This window comes from Halomonas halmophila (assembly GCF_006540005.1).
GTDB classification, from domain to species: Bacteria; Pseudomonadota; Gammaproteobacteria; order Pseudomonadales; family Halomonadaceae; genus Halomonas; species Halomonas halmophila.
Genome location: NZ_BJOC01000044.1, coordinates 1 through 26834, shown reverse-complemented (window position 1 = coordinate 26834; position 26834 = coordinate 1). Strand labels below are relative to the sequence as shown.

The following is a 26834-nucleotide window of genomic DNA, read 5'->3' as shown; positions in this document are numbered from 1 at the left end:
TTCCCTCTTCCCTCTTCCCTCTTCCCTCTTCCCTCTTCCCTCTTCCCTCTTCCCTCTTCCCTCTTCCCTCTTCCCTCTTCCCTCTTCCCTCTTCCTTCAGGTCTCCAACATCACGGTCACGGGGCCGTCGTTGGTGAGACTGACCTGCATGTCGGCGCCGTAGCGGCCGGTGGCGGTGTCGGGCCAGGTGGCGCGGGCGCGGTCGAGCAGGTAGCCGAACAGGCGTTCGCCTTCCTCCGGGGCGGCGGCGCTGGAGAAGCCGGGCCGCAGGCCCTTGTGGGTGTCGGCGGCGAGGGTGAACTGCGAGACCAGCAACAGGCCGCCGTGGGCCTGTTGCAGGTTGAGGTTCATGCGACCATCATCATCGGCGAACACGCGGTAATGCAGTAGCTTGTGGAGGAGCCGGTCGGCCCGGGCTTCATCGTCGCCCCGCTCGACGCCGATCAGTGCCAGCAGGCCATGCTCGATGGCGCCGACGCACTGCGCATCGACTTCGACACGGGCGTGGCGAACACGTTGAATCAGGGCTTTCATGCGGGGCTCCGGTATCGCGGGTGAATCCAGTGAGGTCAGCGGCCGAGCAGGTCGTCGCGAAAGCCCTCGCCCAGGGGGGTCCGGCCCAGCCAGATACCGAACAGGGCGTTGGCCAGCGCGGGCTCGGCCTTGGCGTAAAGTGTCTCGCCATTCAGCGCCAGGGTCAGGCGCTCGCCGTCCCAGCCGAGCACATAGCGGTCGCCGGGCTCGACGCTGCGGTAGTGGGTGTTGAAGTCATTCAGCGCGTTGGCCAGGGCGGCGAAATCCGCCTCGCTCAACTGATCGCCCAGGGTATCGCGGGTGACTTCGGCGAAGTCGGCCGCCTCGATGGCATGGAAGTAGTCGAGCGCCAGACGCCTCGGCACATCGCGCGACTGCGGCGCCGGCCGGGGAAAGCCCTCGGCCTGATAATAGGCCCCGGCATAGGCATCCCAGACCATGTAGCGGAAGAGCCCGTGACCGATCAATGCATAGCGCTGGCCGTCGACCTCGACGGTCTCGTCGAACTGGACGCCTTCGACCTCGACACTCAGCGCGGGCAGGGCGACCAGCATCAGGGCGGTGGTCAGGACGGTGACGACAAGGCGGCGCAGCTTCGGCATGGTGCCTCCGGAAGATGGACGGACAGGCAAACAGGCGCCTGATCACGGCGCCATGATGACAGCCCGGGCCAGCGGTCTACCAGGGCCGGCAGAGCATGATATCGCAATGGGGCTCGGCCAGCAGGCGCTCGGTGATCTGACTGTGGCGGCCCAGCTGGCCGCGGCTGCCCAGCGCCAGCAGGTCCGGCGACTGGCGCCGCAGCTGGGTCATCAGCACCTCGAGCGGATCACCCTGCTGCAGTTCCAGACTGAGCTCCGGCACCTGATCGAGTTCGGCCATCAACTGCTCGGTTTCCTGATCCAGATGGCGCTTCAGGCCTTCGATCTCGCGGTCACGCCAGCGTGCATAGCGGGTGTCCGAGCCAAGTTCACGCTCGCCGGGGATGTTCCAGGCATGCAGCAGCGTGAGGCGCCTCTCGGGGAAGCGTTTCAGGGTCTCGCGCAGGGTGTGGCGCGAGGTCAGCGAGAAGTCGATGGGTACCAGGATGTCGTTCCAGTCGCGATTGGCCGGCTGGCTGACCGACAGCACCGGGCAGGGTGCGCTGCGCAGTACCCGGGCGAGGGTCGTGCCGTGCACCAGGTCCGGCTGACCGCGCTTGCGGTGGGCGCCGAGGATGATCATGTCGGCATCGCGTTCGTGGGCCTCGCGGATGATCTCGGCATAGGGCGCGCCGGTCACGGTCTGGATCAGGCTGGCCGGCTCGGCCAGGGCATAGTCCTCGCGGATATCCGTGAAGGTCGCCGTGATGTCGGCCACCACGGCTTCTTCCAGGTCATGCAGGACTCGCCTGGGCAGGTAGGGGTCGAGTACATGAACGATATCGAGGCGCGCGCCACTGTCATTGGCCAGGCGAATGGCACGGGCGAAGGCGGCACGGTTCTCGGCGGAGAGGTCGCAGGCGAACAGCAGGGTGCGGGACATGGCACAGCCCTCATGATGCCGGGGGAGACCTTCAGGATGGGCGCCCCCGGCGCCCCGCGCAAGTCGCCTGGCTCACGCCGGCACGTTATTGCGGTTTACCACCAGGCATGGAAGTGATGCACCGGCCCGCGGCCGTGCCCCACCTTCAGGCGGTGACTGGCGTCCAGGGCCTGGTGAAGCCACTGCTTGGCCTCGCCGATGGCGCTGACGATGGCGTCATGGCCGGCGTCCTGCGGCAGTTGCGCCAGGTGAGCGGTGATGGCCGAGGACAGCGCACAGCCGGTGCCGTGGAGGTTATCGGTATCGATGCGCGGCGCCGGCAGCCAGGCGCTGTCGCGGGGCGTGGCCAGCAGGTCCGGGCAGGCTTCCCCGCGCAGGTGGCCGCCCTTGAGCACCACATAAGGGGCCGCCAGGGACTGCAGGCCGGGCAGCATGGCGTGCATGGCCTCGGTGCTGGTCGGTATGTCGCTGCCCAGCAGTACCGCGGCTTCCGGCAGATTGGGCGTGATCACATCGGCCAGCGGAACCAGCACCTCGCGCACCGCCGCAATGCCGGCATTGTCCACCAGGATATCGCCGCTCTTGGCGACCATGACCGGGTCGAGCACGATCCAGCGCGGACGCTGGCGACGCAGCGCCTCGGCGATGGTCTCGGCCACCTCGCGGCTGGCGACCATGCCGATCTTCACGGCATCGATGCGCACATCCTCAAGCAGATTGTCGAGCTGCTCGCCGATGGCGCTGGCGGGCACGGGATGTACCTGCGCCACGCCGCGGGTGTTCTGGGCGATCACGGCGGTGATGACATTGGTGGCGTAGGTGCCCAGCGCGGACAGGGTCTTGATGTCGCCCTGCAGGCCGGCGCCGCCGGAAGGGTCGGAGCCGGCGATGGTCAAGGTATTGGGAAGCATCTTCGAGGCTGGCATGTCGAGTCGTCTGGCTGCTGGTAAGGGACGCGGAGTCCCTCAGCATACTGCATGCAGACGGGTGACAGCCATGCCGACGCAAAGGGGCCACGCAAGCGTGGCCCCGGAACGAGCGATCATGCCGCAGATGGCATTATTCGCTGCTGCTGGTGGTATCGCCCTTTGGGTTTCGGGCGTTGTAGTAGGCTTGCTCGGAGATGGCGTGGTAGCTCTCCACCTTGTCCTGGAAGGCCCGGTAGGACTCGTAGATCTTGCCGGCCATCTCGCTGGACTCGGCCAGCTCGGCGACCACGTCAGCGGAGTGCTTCTTGGCCTCGGCCAGGACATCATCCGGCAGGCGGCGCAGCTCCACGTCGTGCTCGTTGATCAAGGTCTGCAGGGCGTCGTTGTTGCGCGCGGTGTACTCGTCGAGGACATCCTGGTTCACGTCACGCACGGCGGTTTTCAGGATGGCCTGCAGGTCCGCCGGGAGGGAGGCCATGGCCTCTTCGTTGACGATGGCCTCGAACATCACGGTCGGCTCGTGCCAGCCCGGATAGTAGTAATAGTCCGCTGCCTGATGCAGGCCGAAGGCCAGGTCGTTGTAGGGCCCGATCCACTCGGTAGCGTCGATGGCGCCGGACTGCAGGGAGGTGAAGATCTCGCCGCCCGGCATGTTGACGATGGCCACCCCCATGCGGCTCATGACCTCGCCGCCGAGCCCCGGCATGCGCATCTTGAGGCCGTCGAGGTCGTCGACCGAGTTGATTTCCTCGTTGTACCAGCCGCCCATCTGCACGCCTGAGGCACCCGCGGCCATGACATCGAGGCCGAATTGGTCGTAGAGCTCGTTCCACAGCTCCAGGCCACCGCCATAGTGCAGCCAGGCATTCATCTCCTGGGCATTCATGCCGAAGGGCACCGCGGCGAAGAACTGGGCGGCCGGGGCCTTGCCCTTCCAGTAGTAGGACGCGGAGTGGCCCATCTCGGCGGTGCCCTCGGAGACGGCATCGAAGACCTCGAACCCGGGCACCAGCTGGCCGGCCCCGAAGACCTCGATCTGCAGCCGGCCGTCGGACATGTCCTCGACCAGCTTGGCGAGGCGCTCGGGCCCCTGGCCGACCCCGGGGAAGTTCTTCGGCCAGGAGGTAACCAGCTTCCACTCGAAGGTTTCCTGGGCCTGGGTGGTGCCGGCCGCCAGCGCCATGCTGACGCCGGCCATGGCCATGACGAGTGCTTTCGGTTGCATGTGAATGTCCCTTTGTTGATGTTGTTGCTGATGGATCAATTCAACCTTTCCCGCACACTATAGCCTGTCTGCGTACGGAACCTGCTATACCACTTTCGATGCTATCAACCCGGCATACACGCTTGCCGGGTTGATATATCAGAACTGGTCGGGCAGCCAGGTTGCCAGTTCCGGAAAGAACGCCAGGGCTACCAGCATGCTCAGCTGCAGCAGGATGAACGGCAGCACGCCGCGGTAGATCGAGGAAGTGGCCACGGAGTCCGGCGCCACGCCGCGAAGATAGAAGAGCGCGAAGCCGAAGGGCGGCGTCAGAAAGGAGGTCTGCAGGTTGATGGCGATCATGATGCCCAGCCAGACCGGATCTAGGCCCATGGCCAGCAGGATCGGCCCGACGATGGGCACCACCACGAAGGTGATCTCGATGAAATCGAGAATGAAGCCCAGCAGAAAGATCACCAGCATGACGACCAGCGTCGCGCCGACCACGCCGCCGGGCATGCTCTCGAACAGGTGGGTAATCAGTTCCTCGCCGCCGTAGGCGCGGAACACCAGCGAGAACAGCGCCGCGCCGATCAGGATCATGAAGACCATGGTGGTCACGTTGGTGGTCGAACGGATGACGGCCCGAAGTGTCTCGAGGTCAAGGCGGCGATAGGCCAGGGCCAGCATCATGGCGCCGAAGGCCCCCACCGCCGAGGCTTCGGTCGGTGTGGCAAAGCCCCCCAGGATCGATCCCAGTACTATCACGATCAAGGTGATGGGCGGCACCAGCCCCTTGAGCAGCAGCCAGCCGAGGCCGCTCCGATGGCCGAGCTCTTCCATCAGTTCTTCCCGGTCGACGGCAGGTGCAGCACTGGGCTTGAGCCAGGCAATGGCGGCGACATAGAGGATATACAGCACCACCAGGATCAACCCGGGTACCAACGCCCCCATGAACAGGTCACCCACCGAGACCGTCTTGGGGCTAAAGATACCCATGGAGAGCTGCGCCTGCTGATAGGCCGAGGACAACACATCACCGAGCAATACCAGCGCAATGGACGGCGGGATGATCTGGCCCAGGGTACCGGTGGCACAGATGGTGCCGGTCGCCAGTGAAGGGCTGTACTGGCGCTTGAGCATGGTCGGCAGCGACATCAGGCCCATGGTCACCACGGTGGCGCCGACGATACCGGTCGAGGCGGCCAGCAGCATGCCGACCAGGGTCACCGAGATGCCCAGACCGCCGCGCAGGGAACCGAACAGCAGCGCCATGGCATCCAGCAGGGTTTCCGCGACCTTCGATTTCTCCAGCAACACGCCCATCAGCACGAACAGTGGCACCGCCAGCAGGGTCTGGTTGGTCATGATGCCGTACAGGCGGTTGGGCAGGGCGAACAGGTAGCTGCCATCGAAATTGGCATCGATGCCCATGGACTCCAGGCCGAGGCCCATGCCGGCAAAGGCCAGGGCAGTACCGGCCAGCGACAGCGCGACGGGATAGCCGAACATCAAGACAGTGCAGATCACCGCGAACAGCACCAGTGGCATGAACTCCAACATCACAGGTGCTCCTCGCGCTGCTCAGGGGACTCGGCATCGGGGTCGATGCGCCCCGTCAGGATCAAGGTATTACGCCCGGCTTCGACCAGGCCCTGCAGGATCATCAGGCCGGCAAAGGCGGGAATCAGCGTCTTCAGCAGGAAGACGCCTTGTATGCCGCCGGAGTCGGGTGAACCCTCGAGAATCGCCCAGGAGGCGCCGACATAGCCCAGGCTGGTCAGAATCACGAAGACCATCACCGGTATCAGCAGCAGCAATGTGCCCAGCAGGTCGACCCACGCCTTGCCCCTGGTCGACATGCCGCGATAGAAGATATCGACGCGCACATGGCCGTCATGGCGCAGCGTGTAGGAGGCGGCCAGCATGAACACGGTGGCGTGTAAGTACATCACCGATTCCTGCATGGCAATACTGTTGATGCTGAAGGCATAGCGCAGGACCACAATCAGAAACTGGATCAGCATCATGGCCAGGACCAGCCAGGACAGGCTTCGCCCGAGCCATTCGGAGAGGCGGTCCAGGCGGGCGAGGGGGCCCGGCAACTCGCGGGTGTGTGACATGGAATTCTCGCTGGGCAGTCAGTGGTACCGCCACGGCGCGGGCGGATGCAATCACCGGGAACTATACGGTAAAGGGCGCGGTGCTGTCAGGCGCATGGCGCCGACATTGGTATAAGGTCCCTCGCCATCGAGCCTGGCGGGTCGCCCTAGGCAGAACGTGCCAGCAGCGTATCGCGGCAGGCATCCGGCAAGCGCACGTCGATGGCCACCGGAAGGTGGTCGGAGAACAGGTGCTCCAGCACCTCGACGTGATCCGCCTCCAGCGAGTCCGACAGCAGGATGTGATCCAGGGCTCGGCGCGGTTGCCAGGAAGGGTAGCTCAGTGGGGGGCGCACGGGATGCAACGGCAGGGAGTCGCGAAACCGCCGGTGCGCATGCAACTGATCCGGTGTGCAGTTGAGGTCGCCCATGACCACCACATGACGTAACGGCTGGACCAGCTCGCTGAGATAATCGAGCTGGCGCACCCGCGCCCGATGGCTCAAGGCCAGGTGCGCAACGAACAGGTGCAGGGCATCCGGGCCGTCGCCGAAGCGCGCGTGGATCGCACCGCGGCCGGGCATGGGGCCGGGCAGGTGGTGTTCCTCGATACGCTGCGGGACCAGACGCGACAGGAGCCCATTGCTGTGCTGGGCCAGGTGTCCGAGATTGCGGTTGAGCTGCTGGTAATGGTGGGCAAAGCCCGCCTGGCTGGCCAGATACTCCACCTGATTGATGCGCCCCGAGCGGAAACTGCCGCCGTCGGCCTCCTGGAGACCGACGACGTCGAAGCGACTCAGCACATCGCTGATCATGTCCAGGCGCTTGAGTCGGCGCGGGTGCGGCAGGAAATGCTGCCAGCCGCGCGTCAGGTAATGATGGTAGGCCGAGGTCTGGATGCCGACCTGCAGGTTGAAGGTCAGCAGCTTGAGGTGGCCGGCCTCGAGGACCGGCCAGCCCGCCGCGGCAAGAGAAGCGGTCATGGTTATTCCGCTTGCTCCGCACGTACCTTCTCGACCAGCGCCTCGGCGATCTTCGGCATGTTGTCCAGGCTGCCGGCCAGGCTCGAGGTGACCACGTAACGGCCATCGACGACCAGCGCCGGCACGCCCATCAGCTGCATGTTGCGCATCCGCGCATGGGCCTGGTTGACCTGGCTCTTCACGCCGAAGGAATCCAGCGCCTCCAGTGCCTCGTCCTGGCTGACGCCATAGTTACTGAAGAAGTCGGCAATGGCCTCGGACTCGGTGAGCTCGCGGCCGTCCTGGTGGATGGCGTTGAAGAAATCGGTGTGGAGTTCTTCCTGAATGCCCAGCTCCCTGGCCGCGTAGAAGGCCGTGGCGTGACGGTTCCAGGCGCCGCCCATGGTGGCGGGCATGCGCTCGAAGACCACATCCTCGGGCAGCTCCTCGACCCACGCATTGAGGGGCTCTTCCAGGTTGTAGCAATGCGGGCAGCCATACCAGAAGGCCTCGGTGACCGCGATCTTGCCGTCCTCGACATGGGTCTTGACCGGCTCGTCGAGCACCTTGTAGTCCTGCCCCTCCTCGATCGTGGCGGCGGCGGCCATGGTCGACAGGCCGAGGCCGGCCAGGGCAATCATCAATGACTTGAGCATGAGGCGGATCTCTCCTTGCATTCGGTGGATGGCACGACTCTGCCATCATGAGGGCATGGTTGGCGAGCGTACAGAGCCCTTGGATGGCAGGCGGGCCACTGGGTTCCCCGGAAAACCGTCAGGCGAGCTTGCGACCGGGCTGGCGCACCAGCACCGCGTACAAATTCGCCGGGAGCGAATTTGAACCGTCTTTAGACGGGCCCGTAGGGTAGCCGCCACGGATGGCGGCTATAGCGAAGCGAGTCGCATGCGCAGGCATTCAAGTGGTGTTTCCTCAATGTAGCCCCAACAGATAATTGGCCAGCGCCCGCATGTCCTCCTCGCTGAGCTTGGCGGCGATATCGCGCATGATGCCGTTGGGGTCATTGTCGCGACTGCCCTCGGCAAAGGCCTGCAGGGTGGCGATGGTGTACTCGGGGTGCTGACCCGCCACGGCCGGGTAGGCGGCGCTGCCGATGCCACCGCCGGTGGGTGTGTGGCAGGCGCTGCAGGCGGGAATGCGCTCGTCCAGGTCGCCGGCACGGTACAGCGCGCGGCCGCGCTCCACCAGTGTCTCGTCCGGGTCGGCCTGGCCCAACGGTGGCGGCTGATCGGCGTAGAAGGCGGCAACGTTGCGGATGTCCTGATCGGAGAAATCATCCAGCTGGCCGGCCATCTGCGCGACCTCGCGCCGCCCCTCGCGGATATCCTTCATCTGCTTGACCAGATAGCTCGCCTGCTGGCCCGCCAGGTGCGGAAACATGCCGCTCGGGCTGAGGCCCGTCGGGCCGTGGCAGGCGGCACAGGGTTGCGCCTTGGCACGCCCCGCTTCGATATCCACTTCCGCCGACGTGTCCGCCACCGCGAGGTTGCCGATGGCCAAGAGTGTGACCAGGCTTGCCAGTAGCTGTCTCATCGCGAATCCACCAGGCCATTGTCGAGTCGTCGCCGACACAAACCGAGTGATATAATCCTCGTCCGGCGTCGCCGATCCTTATTATATGCCGACCTTCACGTCTGGAGTATAACGGAGCTCCCGAAATGCGGAAACGACAGCCTTTCACGCTTTTCCCGACCAACCCCAGGATTCGTCATGTCGCGACTTAACTACCAGGCCGCCCGATTTCTCACCAGCGCGCCCACGCTGGCGAAGTGCCCGTCCGATACCGGGGCCGAAGTCGCCTTTGCCGGTCGCTCCAACGCCGGCAAGTCCAGTGCCATCAACGTCATGACCCGCCAGAAGGCCCTGGCACGTACCTCCAAGACCCCGGGTCGCACCCAGATGATCAACTTCTTCACCCTGGGCGACGACACCGAGCGGCGTCTGGTCGACCTGCCCGGCTACGGCTTCGCCAAGGTGCCGGACGCGGTCAAGATGGAGTGGCAGCGCCACCTCTCGGACTACCTGCAGCGCCGCACCAGCCTGCGCGGCCTGGTGTTGCTGATGGACGTGCGTCATCCGCTCACCGAGTTCGACCAGACCATGCTCGGCTGGGCCGACGAACAGGACATGCCGGTACACATCCTGCTGACCAAGGCCGACAAGCTGAAAAGCGGCGCCGCCAAGAACGCCCTGCAGCAGGTCCGCTCCCAGCTCCGCGAGTGGGAAGACCTGGTCTCCATTCAGCTGTTCTCCTCACTCAAGAAACAGGGCATCGAGGAACTTCACTCTCGCCTGGACGACTGGCTGGAGAGCACAGCGCCTACCGACTAAGGAAACACTGCTTAAATGCCTGCGCATGCAAATCGCGGCGTTGCGCGGTACTCGAAAGCTCGCCTAACTATTTGTTATGTCTCGCTTTCTGCGCTCCGTGCGCCTTGCGCTTCACTATGCTAGGCGATTTATTCAGCGTTTCCCTAACGCCCCAGCTTCGCCAGCAGCGCCGGTAACTCGCGCACGTGCGACAGTTGGTGTACGCCTTCGGGCAGCGTGGGGTCGGGCTCGGCGTGCGGGGCGATCCAGGCGGCGTGCATGCCGAGGCGGATGGCGGGCAGCACGTCTTCCTTCCAGGAGTCGCCCACGTGCAGGGTTTCGGCGGGCTTGGCGCCGAGGCGGCCGAGAGTCGCCAGGAAGGGCCGGGCATCCGGCTTGGGGGCGGGCATCTCGCCGGCGGCGATGATCACTTCGAAGTGGCGCGACAGATCCAGCCGGTGGAAGGCCAGGTTGCCGTTGGTGATGGCGGCCAGGCGATATTGACGTGTCAGCGACTGCAGCAGCGGTTCGACTTCCGGGTAGGGCGAGACTTGCAGCCGCCAGGCATGAAAACGCGGCATGGTCAGCGCGGCCCAGAGCCAGGCCGAGGTGCGCGACAGGCCGAAGGCTTCCAGCAGCTCGACCAGGGCGCGTTCGCGAATCCAGGTAAAGTCGCCGCGGCGCAGTGGGTTCTGGCGGGCGAGCTGCTGGCGGTGGGCCTGGTAGCGCTCGATGGAGATGACATCGGAGAAGCGCCGGTGCTCGCCGGGATGTTGCGCCAGCCAGGCGGCCAGCTGGTCGTCGAGCCAGGCGTAGTGGCCCGCTTCGGTGCGGCTCATGACCCCCTGGTTGTCCCAGAGGGTGTCGTCCAGGTCGAAGGTCAGGGCGCGCAGGCGCGGTGTGGTTGGCATCATGATTCGTCGTTGTCGCGTCGGCGTCGGGCGCGCGGGTGGGCGGCATCATAGCCGGCGGCCAGGTGCTGCCAGTCGAGTCGGGTATAGACCTGGGTCGTCGAGAGGTTGGCATGGCCGAGCAGCTCCTGAACGGCGCGCAGGTCCTGGCTGGACTCCAGCAGGTGGCTGGCGAAGGAGTGGCGCAGGCGATGCGGGTGCAGGTGCTCGCTGAGCCCGCGGGTGACGGCGAGCCGGCGCAGGCGTTGCTGAATGGCGCGGTGCCCCAGGCGATTGCCGCGGGCGCCGACGAAGAGGGCGCGCTCGCCTTCGGCGGCCAGGGCGCTGCGCAGCGAGAGCCAGGTGGTCAGGGCCTGATCGGCACGCCGGCCCACGGGCACCTGACGGGGCTTGCGGCCCTTGCCGAGGACGCGCACGCGCTGGGCGTGCAGGTCGTCCAGGTCGAGGGCGGCCAGCTCGGCGAGCCGCAGGCCGCTGGAGTAGAAGAGTTCCAGCATGGCCTGATCACGGCAGGCCAGTGGCGAGCCGTCATGCGGTGTGTCGAGAAACTGCGCCAGGGCATCGACATCCACCGGGCGGGGCAGGTCGCGTGCCACGCGCGGCGTGCGCACCAGCGCCACCGGGTTGTGATCCAGGTGGCCCTGGGTCATCAGGTGTTCGGCGAAGCGCGACAGGGCGGCGCGGCGTCTTGCCAGGCTGCGCGGCGCCAGTCCGCGGCTGCGTTCGCCGCCGAGAAAGCGGCGTATCAGGGCGGCATCCACCGCGCCAGGATCGCCGATGCGGTGGTGGTCGAGAAATTCCAGCAGCGCGGCCAGATCGCGCTGGTAGGCCTCCACGGTGGCCGGGCTGAGGTGCTGGCCGAGCTGGGTGATAAAGGTCGCGACTTCCTGCGCGACGTTCGCTGCTGCCGCCATGAGCCTAGCGGTACCCCGGCGTGAGCTGGACCAGTCGTCTGGCCACCACGTCGCCGACGTACTCGGTGAACAGGGTGTCCATGCTGGCGCGGAAGTGGTCCTGGGTCGGGCTGGCGAGCACCATGTAGCCCCAGGATTCGCCCACCGTGAGGCGCGTGATGGCGCAGGAGCCGCTTTTCTCGGGAACCGGCACGTGCGGCAGCAGACGCTGCCAGTCGGAGCGCGTCAGTCGCGCGCAGCGGCTGGAGCGGTCCTCGAGCAGGGCAGCGAGACGCTGGGCCGTGTGATCATCCAGCACATGTCGAGGCGGCTGGGGGGCCTGCGGCTCGGCGTCGGTCAGCGTGGGCGAGCACCACAGCGCCACGGCCGGCGTCTGGAAATGTTCGTTGAGCTGGGTGGCCAGGGCCTGCCCTAGGGCGTCGGTGTCCTCGGCTTCGAGCAGCGCCAGGATGAGTTCGCGGGTGCGCCGGTACTGGGTCTCGTTGTGGCGGGCGGAATCCAGCAGTTGCTCGAGACGGCCTTCGGCATGTTCGGCGCGGCCGCGCAGGTCGGCGACCAGGCGCTCGAGCAGCGAGGTGGCGCCGCGGGCCTCGGGGTGGGGAACGCGCAGCTGTTGCAGCAGGCCCTCGCGGCCGACGAAGAAGTCGGGATGGCGGGCCAGCCACTGGGCGACCACATCCGGGTCCAGGGTCTTGCGCGGCTCTGGGGCGGCTCGGGTCATGGCGGGGCTCTCCTGAGTGATAATTCCAGCATAGCGTTCAACTGATGGGCACGCGCCCTTCATAGACCCGCTCGGCAGGGCCGGTCATGACGAGGTGGGCGTCCGGGTCCGGCCACTCGACCGTCAGCGACCCGCCGGGCAGGTGCACCGTCACCGGGCTTTCCAGCAGCCCCTGGCGAATGCCGCAGGCCACGGCGGCACAGGCGCCGGTGCCGCAGGCCAGGGTCTCGCCGGCGCCGCGTTCGTGGACCCGCAGGCGGATCTCGTGGGGCGTTACCATCTGCATGAAGCCGGCGTTCACGCGCCTGGGAAAGCGCGCATGGGCCTCGATGGCCGGCCCCAGGGTCGCCACCGGCGCGCGCTGAATGTCATCGACACGCAGCACGGCGTGCGGGTTGCCCAGCGAGGCGACGCCGACCTGCAGGCGTTGTCCACCGACATCCAGGTCATGCTGCAGGCGGTCACGGTCGGCCTCGAAGGGCACGTCGCGAGGCTCGAAGCGCGGCCGGCCCATGTCGACGCGCACCCGTTCGTCGTCCTGAACCACCAGCGTCAGTGGTCCGCCGGCGGTCTCGACGCGAACCTCGCGCTTGTGGGTCAGGCGCTGGTCGAGCACGAAGCGGGCGAAGCAGCGCGCGCCGTTGCCGCAGTTTTCCACCTCGCTGCCATCGGCATTGTAGATGCGGTAGCGGAAATCCATGTCCGGGTCATGGGGCGGCTCGACCACCAGCAACTGGTCGAAGCCGATGCCGAAGCGCCGGTCGGCCAGCTCGCGGATCTGCTCGTCACGCAGGCGGGCGCGCTGGGTGACCAGGTCGACCACCATGAAGTCGTTGCCCAGGCCGTGCATCTTGGTGAACTGCAGCAACATCAGCTGGCGTCTCCTCCCTCGGCTGGCAGCGTCGCCTCGCCGGCCCAGAGTTCCTCCAGGCGTTCGCGGCGGCGCACCAGGTGCATCTGCTCGCCGTCCACCATCACCTCGGGTGGCCGGGGCCGGCTGTTGTAGTTGGAGGCCATGACGAAGCCGTAGGCGCCGGCGGAGCGCACGGCCAGCAGGTCGCCGGGGGCGATCGCCAGCTGGCGGTCCTTGCCGAGGAAGTCGCCGGTCTCGCACACCGGGCCGACCACATCATAGGTCCGGGTGTCGCGGGCCTGGCGGGTGTCCACCGGCAGGATCGCCTGCCAGGCCTGATACAGCGAGGGGCGGATCAGGTCGTTCATGGCGGCGTCGACGATGGCGAAGTTGCGGGTCTCGCCCGGCTTCAGGAACTCCACGCGGGTCAGCATCACGCCGGCATTGGCGGCGATCGAGCGGCCCGGCTCGAACAGCAGCGTCAGGCGCTCGCTGCCCGGCCAGCGCGACAGGCGCTCGAGCAGGGCGCTGGCATAGTCGAACGGCTGCGGGGGATTCTCGCCCTGATAGGGCACGCCCAGGCCGCCGCCGAGATCCAGGTGATCCACCTCGATGCCCACCTCGCGAAGGCGCTCGAGCAGGGTCAGCAGGCGATCCAGGGCGTCCAGGAAGGGCGCGACCTCGGTCAGCTGGGAGCCGATGTGGCAATCCAGGCCGGCGACCTGGACGTGCTCCAGGCAGGCGGCATGTTGGTAGACCTCGAAGGCCTCGTCCACCGGGATACCGAACTTGTTGTCCTTCAGGCCGGTGGAAATATAGGGGTGCGTGCCGGCGTCGACATCCGGGTTGACGCGCAGCGAGACCGGCGCCACCCGGCCGAGGCCACGGGCCACGGCGTTGAGGCGATCCAGCTCGGCGCGGGATTCGACGTTGAAGCACTTGATGCCCACCTCGAGGGCGCGGGCCATTTCGTTTTCCTGCTTGGCGACGCCGGAGAAGACCACCCTGGCCGGGTCGCCACCGGCGGCCAGCACGCGCTCGAGCTCGCCCACCGAGACGATGTCGAAGCCGGCGCCGAGGCGAGCCAGCAGGTCGAGCACGGCCAGGTTGGAGTTGGCCTTGATGGCGTAGCAGATCAGGTGTGGGTGGCCGCCCAGTGCTTCGGTATAGGCACGAAAGTGGCGCGTCAGGGTCGCGCGCGAGTAGACGTAGCAGGGCGTGCCGTAGGCCTCGGCGACCTGGCCGAGGTCGACGTCTTCGCCGTGCAGCACGCCGTTGCGGTACTCGAAATGATCCATGTCTAGCGGCCTTCCTCGTCGGCGGTCTCGTCGGGCGTCGTTGCGTCGGATGCGGTGTCCGGCTGGTGCTCGCCGGCAGCCTGGTCCTCGGGCATGTAGAGGGGGCCCTTCTGGCCGCAGGCGCTCAGGGCGAGCATCATCAACAGGGCAAGAGGGAGGAGTCGTGCCATCAGCCCGTGCTCCCCGAGGCGGCCAGGCCGTCACGCGCACGCTGGGCGGCGGCACGCACCTGATCGGGGGCGGTGCCGCCGATGTGGTTGCGGGCGGCCACCGAGCCTTCCAGGGTCAGCACCTCGAAGACATCCTGCTCGATGGTGTCGGAAAAGCGTTGCAGCTCCTCGAGGCTCATCTCCGACAGGTCGCGGCCCTCGCGCAGGCCGTGGGCCACGGACTGGCCGACGATCTCGTGGGCATCGCGGAAGGCCACGCCCTTGCGCACCAGGTAGTCGGCCAGGTCGGTGGCCGTGGAGAAGCCCTGGCGGGCCGCCTCGAACATGTTGGCCGACTTGGCCTCGATGGCCGGCACCATGTCGGCGAACGCCTTGAGGCAGTCCTGCACCGTCCTGACGGTATCGAACAGCGGCTCCTTGTCCTCCTGGTTATCCTTGTTGTAGGCCAGCGGCTGCGACTTCATCAGTGTCAGCAGGCTCATCAGGTGGCCGTAGACGCGGCCGGACTTGCCGCGTACCAGTTCCGGCACGTCCGGGTTCTTCTTCTGCGGCATGATCGACGAGCCGGTGCAGAAGCGGTCCGGCAGGTCGATGAAGTCGAACTGGGCGCTGGTCCACAGCACCAGCTCCTCGCTCATGCGCGACAGGTGCATCAGCAGCAGGCTGGCGAAGCTGGTGAACTCGATGGCGAAGTCGCGGTCGCTGACGGCATCCAGGCTATTCTCGGCGGGGCGCTCGAAGCCCAGCAGCTCGGCGGTCACATGGCGGTCGATGGGGTAGGTGGTGCCGGCCAGGGCAGCGGCGCCCAGCGGCAGCACATTGACGCGGCGGCGGCAGTCGAGCAGCCGTTCGTGATCGCGGGCCAGCATTTCCTGCCAGGCCAGCAGGTGATGACCGAAGGTCACCGGCTGGGCGGACTGCAGGTGGGTGAAGCCAGGCATGATGGTCTCGGCCTCGCGGTCGGCAAGGTCAATCAGGCCTTCGCGCAGGCGCGCCAGTTCGCCGGCAACATTATCGATCGCGTCGCGCATGAAGAGGCGGATGTCGGTGGCGACCTGGTCGTTGCGCGAGCGGCCGGTGTGCAGCTTCTTGCCGGTGATGCCGATTTTCTCGGTCAGGCTCGCCTCGACGTTCATGTGCACGTCCTCGAGCTCTACCGACCATTCGAAGGTGCCGGCCTCGATATCGGCCGCCACGTCATCCAGCCCGCCCAGGATGGTGTCGCGCTCGTCCTCGCTGAGCACGCCGACGCGAGCCAGCATGGTGGCGTGGGCACGCGAGCCCTGGATGTCGTGCAGGGCCAGTTGGCGGTCGAAATCGACCGAGGCGGTGAAGCGGGCGACGAAGGCATCGGTGGGTTCGCTGAAGCGGCCGCCCCAGGATTGATTGGTGGTGTGGCTCATCGGGCTGACATCCTGCTGACTGTTCGGAAGTGGCGCCGTCGGCGATCCGCGGCCGCCCCTGGATGACTGGACATTGGGACTATGGCGAAAGTGTACCAGAGTCGGTGGGACAGGCGAGGGGCGCGCGCAACTGCCCGGTCGAGTGGGCGGCGATTTTTCCTGATCCTTGCGGTACTTTATGATGCAGGAAAATCATCTCATCACCACCGGACACGATCGTGGTCTCGCCGCGACCCGCAAACCGGTACAGGGGAACCAGGTGCAAGCCATGCAGACGCTGCGTATTGCCACTCGCAAGAGTCAGTTGGCCATGTGGCAGGCCGAATATGTTCGTGACCGCTTGATGGAGGTCCATCCGGAGCTGCAGGTGGAACTCGTGCCCCTGTCGACGCGTGGCGATCAGATCCTGGATACGCCGCTGGCCAAGGTGGGCGGCAAGGGGTTGTTCGTCAAGGAGCTCGAGGAAGCCATGCTGGACGGCCGGGCCGACATCGCCGTGCACTCCATGAAGGATGTGCCCATGCAGTTTCCCGAGAGCCTCGGCCTGTCGGTGATTCTGGCCGGGGCCGAGCCCACGGATGCCTTCATCTCCCGGCACTACGCGACGCTGGATGACCTGCCGGAAGGGGCGCGGGTCGGTACCTCCAGCCTGCGTCGCGGCTTGCAGATGCGCGAGCGGCGCCCCGACCTGGAGATCCTCAGCCTGCGCGGCAATGTGCAGACGCGGCTCGGCAAGCTCGACGCCGGCGACTTCGACGCCATCCTGCTGGCCACCTCGGGCCTCAAGCGGCTGGGGCTGGGCGAGCGCATCACCCAGGAGCTGCCGCCCGAGATCTGCCTGCCGGCCTGCGGCCAGGGCGCCCTGGGCATCGAGTGCCGCATGCACGATGCCGAGCTGATCAACCTGCTGGCGCCGCTCGATGACCCCGATACGGCGACGCGGGTGCGTGCCGAACGCGCCATGAACACACGCCTCGAGGGCGGCTGTCAGGTGCCCATCGCTGGCCATGCCGTCTTTGACCAGGATGGACAGACACTCTGGCTGCGCGCCCTGGTCGGCAACCCCGAGGGGACCGAGGTGCTGCGCTCCGAGGGGCGGGGGTCGGTCCACGAGCCGGAAGCGCTGGGCATTCGCGTGGCCGAGGAACTCCTCGACCAGGGCGCCGGCGACATTCTCGCCGAGGTATATGGCGCTGGCTGATGGATAGGGCGCCGGTGTTGATCTGTCGCCCGGGCACGCGGGCCGCCCCCCTGGCCGAGGCGATCGGCGGGCTGGGACATGACGTCGAACACGGCGAGGTCATGGCGCTGGAGGCTTTGCCGGAAACCCAGGCGATGCGCAATGCCTGGCTGGACCTCGACCAGTTCGAGCGTGTGGTCGTCACCAGCCCTTTCGCGGCGCAATGCCTGGCCGAGTCCATCGAGCACTACTGGCCACAGCTGCCGGTCGGTGTTACCTATTACGCGGTGGGGCCGAGCACGGCCGCGGCCCTGTATGAGGCGCTGGGTGTCCGGGTGCATGTGCCGACCGCCGCGCGCGAGCATTCCAGCGAGGCGCTGCTGACGCTGTCAACGCTGCAGGATCTCCAGGCACAACGTATTCTGCTGGTGACCGGACAGGGCGGACGCACCCTGCTGGCCGATACCCTGGCCGAGCGCGGTGCCCGGTTGACGCACCTGGCCGTGTACCGGCGCCGACTGCTCGAACCGTCTGCGGCCTTTCAGCGGCGGTTGCGAGAGGGGAATTTTCATGCCTTGGTGGTGAGTAGCGGAGAAATTCTCCAACATCTGGCAAGATGGTGTTCGCCTACCGCCTTGGACCAACCGTTAATCGTATCCAGTCACAGGTTGGCTACACTGGCCGGCAAACTGGGGTTTCGTGTTCCCGTCGTGGCATCGGGCGCCACACCCGCCGCTCTCGCGGCCGCTGTGGAACGGGCCCGGGACCCGGAGGAAGCCGATGTCGATCATGACGATCTCGAAAAGGGCTAGCGACAGATGAGCAAGCAATCACAGGATCAGGATGAACAGCAGGCGCCCTCCGGCGACGCCCAGGGCGGTGCCGATGCAGGGACGGCGCAACCTCAGTCGGATGATGCCGGCAAGGCCAGCGGCTCAGCGTCACGGCGCTCGCGTCGGCGCGGCAAGGGGAGTTCCAGCAACGCCCAGCATCAGGCTGACAGCGCGCCGGCCGGCGAGGCCGTGACGACGGCCGGGCAGGGCAGCGAAAGCCAGGGCACCGCCGCGTCTGACGGGGACCGCCAGGCCGAGGCGTCCAGTGCGGCGTCGGAGGCCGTCAAGGCACAGGACAGCAAGGCACAGGACAGCAAGGCACAGGACAGCAAGGGGCAGGCCGGCAAGAGTTCCGCCGCTTCTGCCGCCGGTGGCAATAAGGAGACCGGCAAGGCGACATCCTCCGGCGGCAAGAAGCCCGGCAGCAGCCAGGCTGCCAGTGGCAAGGCCGCCGGCCAGTCCGGTGGCAGTGGCGGCGGCTCCGGCTCCGGCCAGCCAGGCGGGGCCAGCAAGGGCGGCAAGGCCGGTGCGCTGGCGCTGGTGCTGGTGATCGTGCTGGCCATTGCGGTCGCGGTGTTCGGCTGGCTGGGCTGGCAACGCCTGCAGTCTCAGCAGCAGAGCCTCGCCGAGATGCCCGCACAACCTGCGACCCAGGCACAGGTGGACAAGCTCGCCAGCCAACTGCAGAGCGTGCAGAGCGCTCGCAAATCAACGGTGGCGTCGCTGCGCGAGGACTTCGAGGCCTACCGCAGCGACGTGAATGCCAACCTCGATCAGGTGCTCAAGCAGCTGTCGCAGCAGCAGGACACCGATGAGCGTGAATGGCTGCATGCCGAGGCGGCGTATCTGCTGCGCCTGGCCAATCAGCGCCTGCAGCTGGAGCGTGACGTTAAAGGCGCCGCCGCGTTGCTGCGCACGGCGGATCAACGCCTCAAGGAAGCGAACAACCCCGCCCTGATGCCGGTGCGTCGTGAAATCGCCTCGGAGCTGGCCGCGCTGCGTTCGGTGCCCAGCGTCGACCGTACCGGCCTGTTCCTGACCCTGAACGCACTCCAGGAACAGATCGCCGGTCGTCCCCTGGCACAGGCTGTCGAGGAAACCACGGGAGATGCGTCGCTCGAGGAAGCGCCCGATGGTGGCTGGAAGGATCAGTTGTCGACGATAGGCCAGGAGCTCAAGGACCTGGTTACGGTGCGCCAGCATGACGAGGCCCTGGAAGCGTTGATTTCGCCGGAACAGGAGTCCTATCTGCGCCAGAGCGTGCGTCTGGTGATCGAGCAGGTCCAGCTGGCACTGCTCAAGGAAGATCAGCAGCTCTTCGATGCCACGCTGGACAAGCTTCTCAAGCTGATCAAAGGCTACTATGACACCGATGACAGCGGTGTTCAGGGCGTGGTGTCGAAACTCGAGGAGCTGAAGGGCACGCAGATTCGCCCGAAGCTGCCGGACATCAGCGGCTCCCAGCAGGCCTTGCAGGAGTTTATCCAGAACCGCTTCGAATCGAACCGCGGTGGTCAGGGTGACAACGGTCGGGCCAGCAGCAGTCAGGGAGGCGAGGCATGAGAAAGCTGATTCTGATCATTGTCGTCGGCCTCGCGTTCGGGGCGCTGCTCGGCCAGCTGATGATGTCGGTCCCCGGATACTGGCTGGTGCGGGTCGGCGATACCTCCTACCAGACGACCTTCTGGTTCGGGCTGGTGTTGCTGCTGGGTGCCTTCGTGGTGCTGCATTTTCTGCTGCGCCTGCTCATGCGTCTGTCGCGCCCGGTCAGTCGCCTCAAGGGCTGGAGCAGCCGGTCGCGCAATCGCAGCGCCATGCGCCGCACGGTGCGCGGCCTGGTGGCCCTGGCCGAGGGGCGCTGGAAGCGGGCCGAGAAGTCGCTGGTGAAGGCGGCGGATGATTCCAGCACCCCGCTGGTCAACTATCTCTCCGCCGCCCTGGCCGCCCATTATCAGGGGCGCTACGAGCAGGCCGACACCCTGCTCAAGCGCGCGCACCTGAGTACCGAGGGGGCGGATACCGCCGTGGGCATGATGCAGGCCCAGCTGATGCTGGACCGTCAGCAGTACGAAGAGGCCTTGGCCATCCTGACACGCCTGGACCGTCATCTGCCCAACCACCCTCAGGTGCTCAAGCAGCTCAAGCAGGTCTACATCAGCATCAGCGACTGGGATGGCCTACGTCGCCTGATGCCTCGCCTGGGGGCCCAGCAGTTGATCTCCCGCGAAGAGCGTGACCAGCTCGAGCTGCAGGCCTACCGCGAGCTGATCGCCCAGCAGACCCGCGAGGGCGGCGAGATCGAGCAGGTGCGCACCCTGTGGGCCGATATGCCGGACCATCTGCGCAGTAATGTCGACCTGGTAGTGCTCTACGCCGAAGCCCTGGTGCGTGGCAACGAGCAGGCCATGGCCGAACGCCTTCTGCGCCAGGCGCTCAAGGAGCACTGGGACAGTCGGCTGGTACTGCGCTACGGGCTGCTCGACGTGGAAGCGGCGCGCCAGCTGGTGGTGGCCGAGAAGTGGCTGCAGGAGCGACCCAACGACCCCGACCTGCTGCTCACCCTGGGGCGGCTGTCGCTGCGCAATGCCTACTGGGGCAAGGCGCAGGAGTACTTCGAGTCCAGCCATCGCCAGCGCCCCAGCGGCGTGGTATGTGCCGAACTGGCGCGCCTCTATGCCAGCCTCGGCGAGCACAACAAGAGCCAGCTCTACTATCGGCAGAGCGTCGACCTGCTCGACAAGTCGCTGCCCTCCCTGCCGCAACCCACCGAGCCGGAAGACAGGCTGTCGCGCAGCAAGCGCAAGGCGTCCTGATTCGCGGCGCTGCCGGGCAAGGCGCCCGGCATGCATCACACCTCAGCGGGGTGGCCTCAGGGTCACCCCGTTTTCGTTGGCAGCGTCCTCCCCTACGCTCTCCTCACCCCTCACCCCTCACCCCTCACCCCTCACCCCTCACCCGTCCCGACATGAAAAGAGCCGCCCGTGGGCGGCTCTGATCGGTGGCAGTGATGGCAGGACCACGCCGCCGCAGCGGCGTGGCGAGCGGCTTAGTTGCTGCCGGGGGTGCCGACCCCGCCATCGTCGTCTTGATTGTGGACTTCTCGCGGTACTTGCGTGTTCGTGTTGTCCGGTGCCTCGGGGTGCTTGGGCTGTCCGGCTGGACCGCCATCGATGGTGAAGTTCTCCTGCATGATGCGCAGGTTGGCGGGTGGCGCTCCGCCTTCCTTGTCCGCGCCGAAGTACAGTGTGGTATGCGGGAAGGGAATCTCGATACCGGCTTCGTCGAAGCGATACTTGACCAGGCGGTTGTAGGCACGACCCACTGCCCATTGCATGCCGGGCTTGGTCTTGATGCGCACCCGGATGTTCACCGAACTGTCGGCCAGGGCGATGACGCCGGCGACTTCCAGCGGCTCGAGCAGTTCGCCCTTGTATTCGTCGTCCTCGCTCAGGTCGTTGAAGGCCGTCTGCAGGGCCTCGATGGCCTCATCGATGTTCTCGCGATAGGCAATACCGTATTCACCCACATGGAAGGCGAACTCGCGCATGTAGTTGGAGACGGTGTCGACACTGGAGAAAGGCACGATGTGATAGGTGCCGCTCAGGTCGCGCAGTCCCACCGAACGGATGCTCAGGCGTTCGGCGGTACCGGTGATACCACCGACGGTGACCACGTCGCCGACATTCAGGGCGTTCTCGATCTGGATGAACACGCCGGTGATGATGTCCTGAACCATCTTCTGGGCACCGAAGCCGATGGCCAGGCCCAGAACACCGGCGCCGGCAATCAAGGGCCCGATATTGATGCCGATCTCCGCCAGAACCACCATGATGGTTACGGTCAGCAGGGTGATGGCCAGGGCATTGCGGAACAGCGACAGCAGCGTCTGGGCGCGACTGGAAGGTTCGCCGCCACCGGTGGCCGGATTGAGCTTGTGCTCGATCATACTGGCCAGTGCCAGCCAGGCGGCCAGTGCCACCAGCAGGATGACGGACACGCTGAGCAGTTTGGCGACCAGGTGGCGACCGGCCTCTGATGCATACCAGGCCGCCATGTCGAAGACCTGCCAGGCATTCAGCACGACCATCACCACCACGATCAGCAGGATGGTACGGATGACCTTGAGAGCCTTGGGCACATAGGCGTTGAGACGCACCTCGAGCAGCGGCAGCTTGCGACGCAGCTCATCCGACAGCGAGATGCGCCGGCCGATGGTCTGGTTCAGCAGCTTGGAGACACCCAGGCCCACCAGCACCGTGGCCAGCGTCTGCAGGGTGGCGATGAGCACGAAAGGCAGGGCATCGGCGGGCCGCGTGAGTGTCAGCACCAGCACCATGAAGAAGTAGGCAATGGCCAGCAGGTGCCAGATGCGCGCCAACAGCGTGAGCCCCACGCGAGTGACCGGCAGGCTGCTCCGGGCGGCCTGCCGCTGCAGGGCATCGGCCAGCTTGCGACGGTTGCGCAGGACCACGGCCACGGCATAGATGAAGGCACCGATCATGATCAGGGTGCCCAGGCTCTGCCCCAGCGCCGGCGACAGATAGGCGCTGGCCAGCGGCACCACGACCATCAGCCCGTAGCCGGCCAGGCCGATCAGGCGTGCGATCCAGCGGTTCCAGTAGGAAGCATCCGGGGCGGCAATCGGCAGCAGGCGCAGGCCCTCATAGCGCGAGGCAAAGAGCATCCGTACGCCGGCCTTGAGCAGCTCGATGACCAGGAAGGCATTGAGGAACAGCGAGGCGCGCGTGGTCAGCTCGCCACTCGCGCCGACCACGAAGGTGGCCACCATGTTGCCGCCGACATAGGCCAGGGCGACGACCAGGATGTCCACCAGGGCCGCCAGGGCGACGCAGATGACCAGCCGCAGCATGGGCTGCAGGGCCGGGCCATGCATCGACCACAGGCTCAGGCGGGCGAAGAGCGGCCGACCCAGGCGCCGAATCAGCAGGAAGAGCGCGAAGGTGGCGAGGATCACCAGCCCCAGGTTGAGGCTGGCACTGAGCACCAGGCCAAAGTCGATCGAGGCGGCATCCGAGCCAGCGGCGAACAGGCCGACCAGGCTGGCATAAAGCGAGCCGACCTGCTGGCCGATGTTGCCGGCGATGCCGCTGGTCATCTCGGCCAGCTGGCGAGGCAGCGAGGGCTTCTCGACCGGCGGTGCCGTGCCGTTGCTGGCCTGCTCGCTTGCCGGCGAGGCCTCCTGCGTCTCCTGCGCCTCGGCCATGCCACGCAACTGGTCGATCAGCTGCTGGCGAGTGTCTGGGTTCTCGAGCATGTCGGCCAGCGTCGCATTGGCCGGCGCGCTGGCCCCCGGGTCCGTTGATTGCGCCAGGGCGGGTCCGGCGAACGCCACCAGGGCGATCAGCAGCCAGCCGAGGAGCATGGGGAGGAATCGTGGCTTGCTCACGCGGGAGCCTCCGATGTCTGGAACAATGAATGGCAATGTAGGGAAGATGGCATAGCGTAACATATGCCGGTTTGCTGGCGGCATGCTTGCCGTTGTGCCAACCGGGCCGTGGTGCGTCTCCTGAGACTCTACTGTCTTGCCGGGGTTCGTCGCTTTGCCGACGGCTTTCATCGCCTTGGCGCTGTCGCTAGCATGCCAGATACGCAAGAGGAGGCGAGCATGTTTCATGAATCCCTGGATTGGCTGCTGGTAGTGCTGGGTGGTGGCCTGGGCGGCATGGCGCGCCTGGCCGTGACCGAGTGGGCCGCCAATCGATGGGGGGCGCGGTTCCCCTGGGGCACCCTGGTCGTCAACCTGAGCGGGGCGCTGGGCATCGGTGCCCTGGCTGCGGTTGTCGACTGGCCGCACGCGAGCGGCAGCGACTGGCTGTTCCTGGCCGCCGGCGTGCTGGGCGGCTTTACCACGGTGTCTTCCTTCAGCCTGCAGACCCTGACGCTGTTGCAGCAGCGGCGCTGGCTGGAGGCCGGCGGCAACACCCTGGGCACCCTGGTGCCGGGAGTGGCTGCAGTGGGTCTGGGCTGGTGGCTGCTGGGAGGTGGCGCATGAGCGACTGGCGCGGCTATCTGTCGGTAGGGTTGGGGAGCGGTCTGGGGGCCGGGCTGCGGCTGCTGGTGGCACAGGGCGCCTGGTGGTTGTGGGGCAGTGCCTTCGTGTGGGGCACCCTGATCGTCAACCTGCTCGGTTCCTGGCTGATCGCGGCCTGCGCGGCGCGCGCCCGGCACCGCCCCGAGGGGCATGCCGCGCGCTGGCAGCCGTTGCTGGTGGCCGGCTTGTGTGGCGGTTTTACCACCTTCTCGCTGTTCGGCCTGGAGACCTTCTATCTGCTGCAGAGCGGCCGGCCCTGGCTGGCGCTGCTGTATGGTGCCGGCAGCGTGCCATTGTGGCTGGCAGCCGCCTGGCTGGGCCAGCGGGCCGGCACACCACGCTGAGGGGCCGGCCCGCTGGTTCAGTCGGCGGTGCCGCGGTGGTGCGGGAAGCGTTCGCGCACCAGCTTGAGCAGCCCCTGGGTCGAGCCATCGAAGTCCTGGCTCTGTTCGTCGATGCGTTCGCTGATCTCGCCGGCGATGCGCTTGCCCAGCTGTACACCCCATTGATCGAAGGAGTTGATGTTCCAGATCACCCCCTGGACGAATACCTTGTGCTCGTAGAGGGCGATCAGCGCGCCCAGGTTGCGCGGCGTCAGCTCATCCAGCAGCAGGGTGCTGGAGGGGCGGTTGCCGGGGCAGCTGTAGGGGTCCAGGTCGCGGCTGGTCTGGCTTCCCTCCATGAAGGCGTTGGCCTGGGCCAGCATGTTGGTCAGCAGCGCGAAGTGATGGTCCTCCACCCCCGGTTCCGGCTCCAGTGAGGCAATGAAGTCGATGGGCACATAGCGGGTGCCCTGGTGCAGTAACTGAAAGAAGGCATGCTGGCCATTGGAGCCGGTCTGCCCCCAGACGATGGGGCCGGTCTTGTAGTCCACCGGGTGACCGAAGATGTCCACCGACTTGCCGTTGGACTCCATGTCGAGCTGCTGCAGAAAGGCCGGTAGCTGATGCAGCGCCTGGTCATAGGGCACGATGGCCTGGGTCTCGGCGCCCTGGAAGTTGATGTACCAGATGCCGATCAGGGCCATCAGCACCGGCATGTTGGCCTCGTTGGGCGCATTGAGAAAGTGCTGGTCCATCTCGTGGGCGCCCTCGAGCATCTCCATGAAGCCCTCGTAGCCGATGGACAGGGCGATGGGCAGGCCGATCGATGACCACATGGAATAGCGCCCGCCGACCCAGGCCCAGAACTCGAAGACGTTCTCTTCGCGAATGCCGAATTCCATGGCTGCCTTGCGGTTGGTCGAGGCGGCGACGAAGTGGGCGCCCACGTCGGCATCCTCGCCGGCGTTTTCCAGGAACCAGCGCCGCGCCGTCTTGGCATTGAGCAGGGTTTCCTGAGTGGAGAAGGTCTTGGTCGAGACGATGAACAGGGTGGTCGCCGGATCCAGGCGCGAGAGTACCTTCTGGATGTGGGTGCCATCGACGTTGGACACGAAGTGGAAGTTGAGCTCCGCATGGCGCTGCTTGAGCAGGGCGCGGCAGGCCATGTTGGGGCCGAGGTCGGAGCCGCCGATGCCGATATTGACCACGTCGCGGATGCGCTGGCCGTTGTAGCCCTTCCACTCGCCGCTGCGCACTTCCTCGGAGAAGCGCTTGATCTGCTCCCGGGTGCTGTGAATCTCCGGCATCACGTCCTTGCCGTCGACCATCAGGGGCTCGTCGCCCAGGTTGCGCAGCGCCGTGTGCAGCACCGGGCGGTTTTCGGTGACGTTGATGATGTCGCCGGAGAACATCTGGGCACGACGCTGCACCAGGGCGGAGTGGTCGGCCAGCTCGAGCAGGGTGCCGAGCACGGTATCGGAAATGTGGTGCTTGGAATAGTCGAGAAACAGGCCGCCGACGCGCAGGCTCATGCGTTCGAAGCGTTGCGGATCGGCATTGAAGTAATCGGTGATGCGGTCACCGGCGGTCTCGGCCTGGAGTCGCTTCAACGCTTGCCAGGTGACGCTGCGGGTGAGCTGAAACATGCGCGTTGTCCTCGGAAGGTGGGGGTGTTGTCGTCAGGGCGTGCGGGTGGAGACCCAACTGCCGGCGTCGGGCACATTCATCTCGTAATCCTCGTTCAGCCTGGGTGAGCTGATCAGGAAGTCGGCACTGGCGGCATTGCAGGCAACCGGGATGTTCCACAGGGCGGCCAGGCGCAGCAGGGCCTTGACGTCCGGGTCATGCGGCTGGGGCGAGAAGGGGTCCCAGAAGAAGATCAGCAGGTCGAGCTGCTGCTCGGCGATGCGTGCGCCGATCTGCTGGTCGCCGCCCAGGGGGCCGCTCATCAGGGGCTCGACTGCCAGCCCCAGCTGGCTCGAGACGCGGGTGGCCGTGGTGCCGGTGCCGATCAGCTCGTGGCCGGCGAGGCTATCGCGCCAGCGCTCGGCCCATTCCAGCAGCTCGGCCTTCTTGCCGTCGTGGGCAATCAGGGCGATGCGCTTGCGGGCCGGCAGGGTGCGGCGCACATTGCGTTGTGGTCGGGCATCAGGCATGGCGAGCCTCCACGGCCAGAATCTTCAGGGTATCGGTACCGCCATGAGCATTCATGTGGTCACCGCGTGTCAGGATGACGTGGTCGCCCGGCGCGGCAATGCCCTGGGCCACCAGGCGCTGCAGGGCCTGGTCGTTGAGTTCATCGGCGGCCATCTCGCTGGTATCGAAGGGCAGCGACACCACGCCCCGGTAGAGCGCCATGCGCCGCTGGGCGACCGGGTTGTGAGCCATGCCCACGATAGGCAGTTTCGAGCGAATCCGCGAGGCGATCAAGGGAGTGTAGCCGGAGGCGGTCATGCACACGATGGCGGCCACGCCGGCCAGGTGGTTGGCGGCATACATGGCCGACAGCGCAATGGTCTCGTCGACCCGCGAGAAGCCCTCATGGATGCGGTGACCGGACTCCTGGGCGATACGCTCCCGCTCGGCGCCGACA

Annotated in this window: 28 protein-coding genes; 7 read left to right on the top strand and 21 right to left on the bottom strand. The window is 66.4% G+C overall.

Going from position 1 to position 26834, the window contains the following annotated elements:
• Window positions 1-96 precede the first annotated feature (96 nt).
• The 10 genes from dtd to HHA01_RS13485 form a co-directional block, all read right to left on the bottom strand.
• Window positions 97-534 carry a D-aminoacyl-tRNA deacylase gene (gene dtd / locus HHA01_RS13530; protein WP_141321595.1) on the bottom strand — a complete coding sequence of 146 codons (438 nt, stop codon included), beginning with the start codon at window positions 532-534 and terminating at the stop codon, window positions 97-99.
• 35 nt (window positions 535-569) lie between these two features.
• Complete coding sequence (locus HHA01_RS13525; protein ID WP_141321593.1) at window positions 570-1136, bottom strand: chalcone isomerase family protein; 567 nt, start codon at window positions 1134-1136, stop codon at window positions 570-572.
• Window positions 1137-1212: 76 nt separating this feature from the next.
• Window positions 1213-2058 carry a universal stress protein gene (locus HHA01_RS13520; protein WP_141321591.1) on the bottom strand — a complete coding sequence of 282 codons (846 nt, stop codon included), beginning with the start codon at window positions 2056-2058 and terminating at the stop codon, window positions 1213-1215.
• Window positions 2059-2153: 95 nt separating this feature from the next.
• On the bottom strand, window positions 2154-2984 hold the full coding sequence (thiD, locus tag HHA01_RS13515; RefSeq protein WP_141321589.1) for a bifunctional hydroxymethylpyrimidine kinase/phosphomethylpyrimidine kinase: 831 nt from the start codon (window positions 2982-2984) through the stop codon (window positions 2154-2156).
• 133 nt (window positions 2985-3117) lie between these two features.
• Window positions 3118-4191: a TRAP transporter substrate-binding protein gene (locus HHA01_RS13510; RefSeq protein WP_373862947.1), complete on the bottom strand. Its 1074-nt coding sequence runs from the start codon at window positions 4189-4191 to the stop codon at window positions 3118-3120.
• A gap of 159 nt (window positions 4192-4350) precedes the next feature.
• Window positions 4351-5754, bottom strand: coding sequence for a TRAP transporter large permease (locus HHA01_RS13505; protein WP_141321585.1), 1404 nt, complete (start codon window positions 5752-5754; stop codon window positions 4351-4353).
• Window positions 5754-6314, bottom strand: coding sequence for a TRAP transporter small permease subunit (locus tag HHA01_RS13500; RefSeq protein WP_141321583.1), 561 nt, complete (start codon window positions 6312-6314; stop codon window positions 5754-5756). Before HHA01_RS13500 ends, HHA01_RS13505 begins: the two co-directional genes overlap by 1 nt.
• A 146-nt stretch (window positions 6315-6460) precedes the next feature.
• The gene (locus tag HHA01_RS13495) at window positions 6461-7276 is read right to left on the bottom strand and encodes an endonuclease/exonuclease/phosphatase family protein (RefSeq protein ID WP_141321581.1); all 816 of its coding nucleotides are present in this window, start codon (window positions 7274-7276) and stop codon (window positions 6461-6463) included.
• Between the two features lie 2 nt (window positions 7277-7278).
• Window positions 7279-7911 (bottom strand): thiol:disulfide interchange protein DsbA/DsbL, encoded by a 633-nt coding sequence (locus HHA01_RS13490; protein ID WP_141321579.1) that lies wholly within the window; start codon window positions 7909-7911, stop codon window positions 7279-7281.
• Between the two features lie 274 nt (window positions 7912-8185).
• Window positions 8186-8806, bottom strand: a complete 621-nt coding sequence (locus HHA01_RS13485; protein ID WP_141321577.1) for a c-type cytochrome — start codon at window positions 8804-8806, stop codon at window positions 8186-8188.
• A gap of 177 nt (window positions 8807-8983) precedes the next feature.
• Between HHA01_RS13485 and yihA the strand changes: the two genes are divergently transcribed.
• Window positions 8984-9604: a ribosome biogenesis GTP-binding protein YihA/YsxC gene (gene yihA, locus HHA01_RS13480; protein ID WP_141321575.1), complete on the top strand. Its 621-nt coding sequence runs from the start codon at window positions 8984-8986 to the stop codon at window positions 9602-9604.
• A gap of 143 nt (window positions 9605-9747) precedes the next feature.
• Here the strand turns inward: yihA and HHA01_RS13475 are convergent, their stop codons facing one another.
• From HHA01_RS13475 to argH, 7 genes are read right to left on the bottom strand one after another with little or no spacing between them, the layout of a single operon-like run.
• Complete coding sequence (locus tag HHA01_RS13475; RefSeq protein WP_246053912.1) at window positions 9748-10497, bottom strand: HAD family hydrolase; 750 nt, start codon at window positions 10495-10497, stop codon at window positions 9748-9750.
• Window positions 10494-11408, bottom strand: coding sequence for a tyrosine recombinase XerC (locus HHA01_RS13470; protein ID WP_141321573.1), 915 nt, complete (start codon window positions 11406-11408; stop codon window positions 10494-10496). The genes HHA01_RS13475 and HHA01_RS13470 overlap by 4 nt, the downstream gene beginning before the upstream one ends.
• 4 nt (window positions 11409-11412) lie before the next feature.
• The gene (locus HHA01_RS13465) at window positions 11413-12129 is read right to left on the bottom strand and encodes a DUF484 family protein (RefSeq protein ID WP_141321571.1); all 717 of its coding nucleotides are present in this window, start codon (window positions 12127-12129) and stop codon (window positions 11413-11415) included.
• A 37-nt stretch (window positions 12130-12166) separates the two neighbouring features.
• Window positions 12167-13000 carry a diaminopimelate epimerase gene (gene dapF / locus HHA01_RS13460; protein ID WP_141321569.1) on the bottom strand — a complete coding sequence of 278 codons (834 nt, stop codon included), beginning with the start codon at window positions 12998-13000 and terminating at the stop codon, window positions 12167-12169.
• Entirely contained in the window at window positions 13000-14280 is a 1281-nt protein-coding gene (gene lysA, locus HHA01_RS13455) for a diaminopimelate decarboxylase (protein WP_141321567.1), read from the bottom strand. Before lysA ends, dapF begins: the two co-directional genes overlap by 1 nt.
• A gap of 2 nt (window positions 14281-14282) precedes the next feature.
• Complete coding sequence (gene lptM, locus HHA01_RS15070; protein ID WP_141321565.1) at window positions 14283-14450, bottom strand: LPS translocon maturation chaperone LptM; 168 nt, start codon at window positions 14448-14450, stop codon at window positions 14283-14285.
• Window positions 14450-15853, bottom strand: a complete 1404-nt coding sequence (gene argH / locus HHA01_RS13445; RefSeq protein WP_141321563.1) for an argininosuccinate lyase — start codon at window positions 15851-15853, stop codon at window positions 14450-14452. Before argH ends, lptM begins: the two co-directional genes overlap by 1 nt.
• Window positions 15854-16121: 268 nt before the next feature.
• On the opposite strand from argH, the gene hemC reads away from it, so the two are divergent.
• Genes hemC through HHA01_RS13425 form a run of 4 tightly spaced genes read left to right on the top strand, consistent with a single transcriptional unit; the run spans window position 16122 to window position 20679 of the window.
• The gene (gene hemC / locus HHA01_RS13440; protein ID WP_373862946.1) at window positions 16122-17054 is read left to right on the top strand and encodes a hydroxymethylbilane synthase; all 933 of its coding nucleotides are present in this window, start codon (window positions 16122-16124) and stop codon (window positions 17052-17054) included.
• On the top strand, window positions 17054-17845 hold the full coding sequence (locus HHA01_RS13435; protein ID WP_141321559.1) for a uroporphyrinogen-III synthase: 792 nt from the start codon (window positions 17054-17056) through the stop codon (window positions 17843-17845). The genes hemC and HHA01_RS13435 overlap by 1 nt, the downstream gene beginning before the upstream one ends.
• Before the next feature lie 6 nt (window positions 17846-17851).
• Window positions 17852-19429, top strand: coding sequence for a uroporphyrinogen-III C-methyltransferase (locus HHA01_RS13430; protein ID WP_141321557.1), 1578 nt, complete (start codon window positions 17852-17854; stop codon window positions 19427-19429).
• Window positions 19426-20679, top strand: a complete 1254-nt coding sequence (locus HHA01_RS13425) for a heme biosynthesis HemY N-terminal domain-containing protein (protein ID WP_141321555.1) — start codon at window positions 19426-19428, stop codon at window positions 20677-20679. The genes HHA01_RS13430 and HHA01_RS13425 overlap by 4 nt, the downstream gene beginning before the upstream one ends.
• A gap of 233 nt (window positions 20680-20912) precedes the next feature.
• Here HHA01_RS13425 and HHA01_RS13420 read toward each other — a convergent pair whose 3' ends face one another.
• On the bottom strand, window positions 20913-23249 hold the full coding sequence (locus HHA01_RS13420) for a mechanosensitive ion channel domain-containing protein (protein ID WP_141321597.1): 2337 nt from the start codon (window positions 23247-23249) through the stop codon (window positions 20913-20915).
• Window positions 23250-23492: 243 nt separating this feature from the next.
• On the opposite strand from HHA01_RS13420, the gene crcB reads away from it, so the two are divergent.
• Both crcB and HHA01_RS13410 read left to right on the top strand, forming a co-directional pair.
• The gene (gene crcB, locus HHA01_RS13415; RefSeq protein WP_141321553.1) at window positions 23493-23879 is read left to right on the top strand and encodes a fluoride efflux transporter CrcB; all 387 of its coding nucleotides are present in this window, start codon (window positions 23493-23495) and stop codon (window positions 23877-23879) included.
• On the top strand, window positions 23876-24262 hold the full coding sequence (locus HHA01_RS13410) for a fluoride efflux transporter FluC (RefSeq protein ID WP_141321551.1): 387 nt from the start codon (window positions 23876-23878) through the stop codon (window positions 24260-24262). The genes crcB and HHA01_RS13410 overlap by 4 nt, the downstream gene beginning before the upstream one ends.
• 17 nt (window positions 24263-24279) lie before the next feature.
• Here the strand turns inward: HHA01_RS13410 and pgi are convergent, their stop codons facing one another.
• The 3 genes from pgi to HHA01_RS13395 all read right to left on the bottom strand — a co-directional run.
• Complete coding sequence (gene pgi / locus HHA01_RS13405; RefSeq protein ID WP_141321549.1) at window positions 24280-25887, bottom strand: glucose-6-phosphate isomerase; 1608 nt, start codon at window positions 25885-25887, stop codon at window positions 24280-24282.
• Between the two features lie 33 nt (window positions 25888-25920).
• Window positions 25921-26397, bottom strand: coding sequence for a methylglyoxal synthase (locus HHA01_RS13400; RefSeq protein ID WP_141321547.1), 477 nt, complete (start codon window positions 26395-26397; stop codon window positions 25921-25923).
• Window positions 26390-26834, bottom strand: a 445-nt coding sequence (locus HHA01_RS13395) for a pyruvate kinase alpha/beta domain-containing protein (protein ID WP_281285704.1), incomplete at its 5' end; no start/stop codon positions are given. The genes HHA01_RS13400 and HHA01_RS13395, both read right to left, overlap by 8 nt.

Excerpts from the sequence above, each read along its gene's own strand:
- HHA01_RS13510 (WP_373862947.1), bottom strand. The coding sequence starts at position 4,191 with ATGGCCATGGCCGGCGTCAGCATGGCGCTGGCGGCCGGCACCACCCAG.
- HHA01_RS13500 (WP_141321583.1), bottom strand. The coding sequence starts at position 6,314 with ATGTCACACACCCGCGAGTTGCCGGGCCCCCTCGCCCGCCTGGACCGC.
- dapF (WP_141321569.1), bottom strand. The coding sequence starts at position 13,000 with ATGTTGCTGCAGTTCACCAAGATGCACGGCCTGGGCAACGACTTCATG.
- pgi (WP_141321549.1), bottom strand. The coding sequence starts at position 25,887 with ATGTTTCAGCTCACCCGCAGCGTCACCTGGCAAGCGTTGAAGCGACTC.
- HHA01_RS13470 (WP_141321573.1), bottom strand. The coding sequence starts at position 11,408 with ATGGCGGCAGCAGCGAACGTCGCGCAGGAAGTCGCGACCTTTATCACC.
- HHA01_RS13400 (WP_141321547.1), bottom strand. The coding sequence starts at position 26,397 with ATGCCTGATGCCCGACCACAACGCAATGTGCGCCGCACCCTGCCGGCC.
- hemC (WP_373862946.1), top strand. The coding sequence starts at position 16,122 with ATGCAGACGCTGCGTATTGCCACTCGCAAGAGTCAGTTGGCCATGTGG.
- HHA01_RS13525 (WP_141321593.1), bottom strand. The coding sequence starts at position 1,136 with ATGCCGAAGCTGCGCCGCCTTGTCGTCACCGTCCTGACCACCGCCCTG.
- HHA01_RS13495 (WP_141321581.1), bottom strand. The coding sequence starts at position 7,276 with ATGACCGCTTCTCTTGCCGCGGCGGGCTGGCCGGTCCTCGAGGCCGGC.
- HHA01_RS13435 (WP_141321559.1), top strand. The coding sequence starts at position 17,054 with ATGGATAGGGCGCCGGTGTTGATCTGTCGCCCGGGCACGCGGGCCGCC.
- crcB (WP_141321553.1), top strand. The coding sequence starts at position 23,493 with ATGTTTCATGAATCCCTGGATTGGCTGCTGGTAGTGCTGGGTGGTGGC.
- dtd (WP_141321595.1), bottom strand. The coding sequence starts at position 534 with ATGAAAGCCCTGATTCAACGTGTTCGCCACGCCCGTGTCGAAGTCGAT.
- HHA01_RS13490 (WP_141321579.1), bottom strand. The coding sequence starts at position 7,911 with ATGCTCAAGTCATTGATGATTGCCCTGGCCGGCCTCGGCCTGTCGACC.
- yihA (WP_141321575.1), top strand. The coding sequence starts at position 8,984 with ATGTCGCGACTTAACTACCAGGCCGCCCGATTTCTCACCAGCGCGCCC.
- HHA01_RS13465 (WP_141321571.1), bottom strand. The coding sequence starts at position 12,129 with ATGACCCGAGCCGCCCCAGAGCCGCGCAAGACCCTGGACCCGGATGTG.
- argH (WP_141321563.1), bottom strand. The coding sequence starts at position 15,853 with ATGAGCCACACCACCAATCAATCCTGGGGCGGCCGCTTCAGCGAACCC.
- HHA01_RS13425 (WP_141321555.1), top strand. The coding sequence starts at position 19,426 with ATGAGAAAGCTGATTCTGATCATTGTCGTCGGCCTCGCGTTCGGGGCG.
- lysA (WP_141321567.1), bottom strand. The coding sequence starts at position 14,280 with ATGGATCATTTCGAGTACCGCAACGGCGTGCTGCACGGCGAAGACGTC.
- lptM (WP_141321565.1), bottom strand. The coding sequence starts at position 14,450 with ATGGCACGACTCCTCCCTCTTGCCCTGTTGATGATGCTCGCCCTGAGC.
- HHA01_RS13520 (WP_141321591.1), bottom strand. The coding sequence starts at position 2,058 with ATGTCCCGCACCCTGCTGTTCGCCTGCGACCTCTCCGCCGAGAACCGT.
- HHA01_RS13485 (WP_141321577.1), bottom strand. The coding sequence starts at position 8,806 with ATGAGACAGCTACTGGCAAGCCTGGTCACACTCTTGGCCATCGGCAAC.
- HHA01_RS13410 (WP_141321551.1), top strand. The coding sequence starts at position 23,876 with ATGAGCGACTGGCGCGGCTATCTGTCGGTAGGGTTGGGGAGCGGTCTG.
- HHA01_RS13475 (WP_246053912.1), bottom strand. The coding sequence starts at position 10,497 with ATGATGCCAACCACACCGCGCCTGCGCGCCCTGACCTTCGACCTGGAC.
- HHA01_RS13505 (WP_141321585.1), bottom strand. The coding sequence starts at position 5,754 with ATGTTGGAGTTCATGCCACTGGTGCTGTTCGCGGTGATCTGCACTGTC.
- HHA01_RS13430 (WP_141321557.1), top strand. The coding sequence starts at position 17,852 with ATGAGCAAGCAATCACAGGATCAGGATGAACAGCAGGCGCCCTCCGGC.
- thiD (WP_141321589.1), bottom strand. The coding sequence starts at position 2,984 with ATGCCAGCCTCGAAGATGCTTCCCAATACCTTGACCATCGCCGGCTCC.
- HHA01_RS13420 (WP_141321597.1), bottom strand. The coding sequence starts at position 23,249 with ATGCTCCTCGGCTGGCTGCTGATCGCCCTGGTGGCGTTCGCCGGACCC.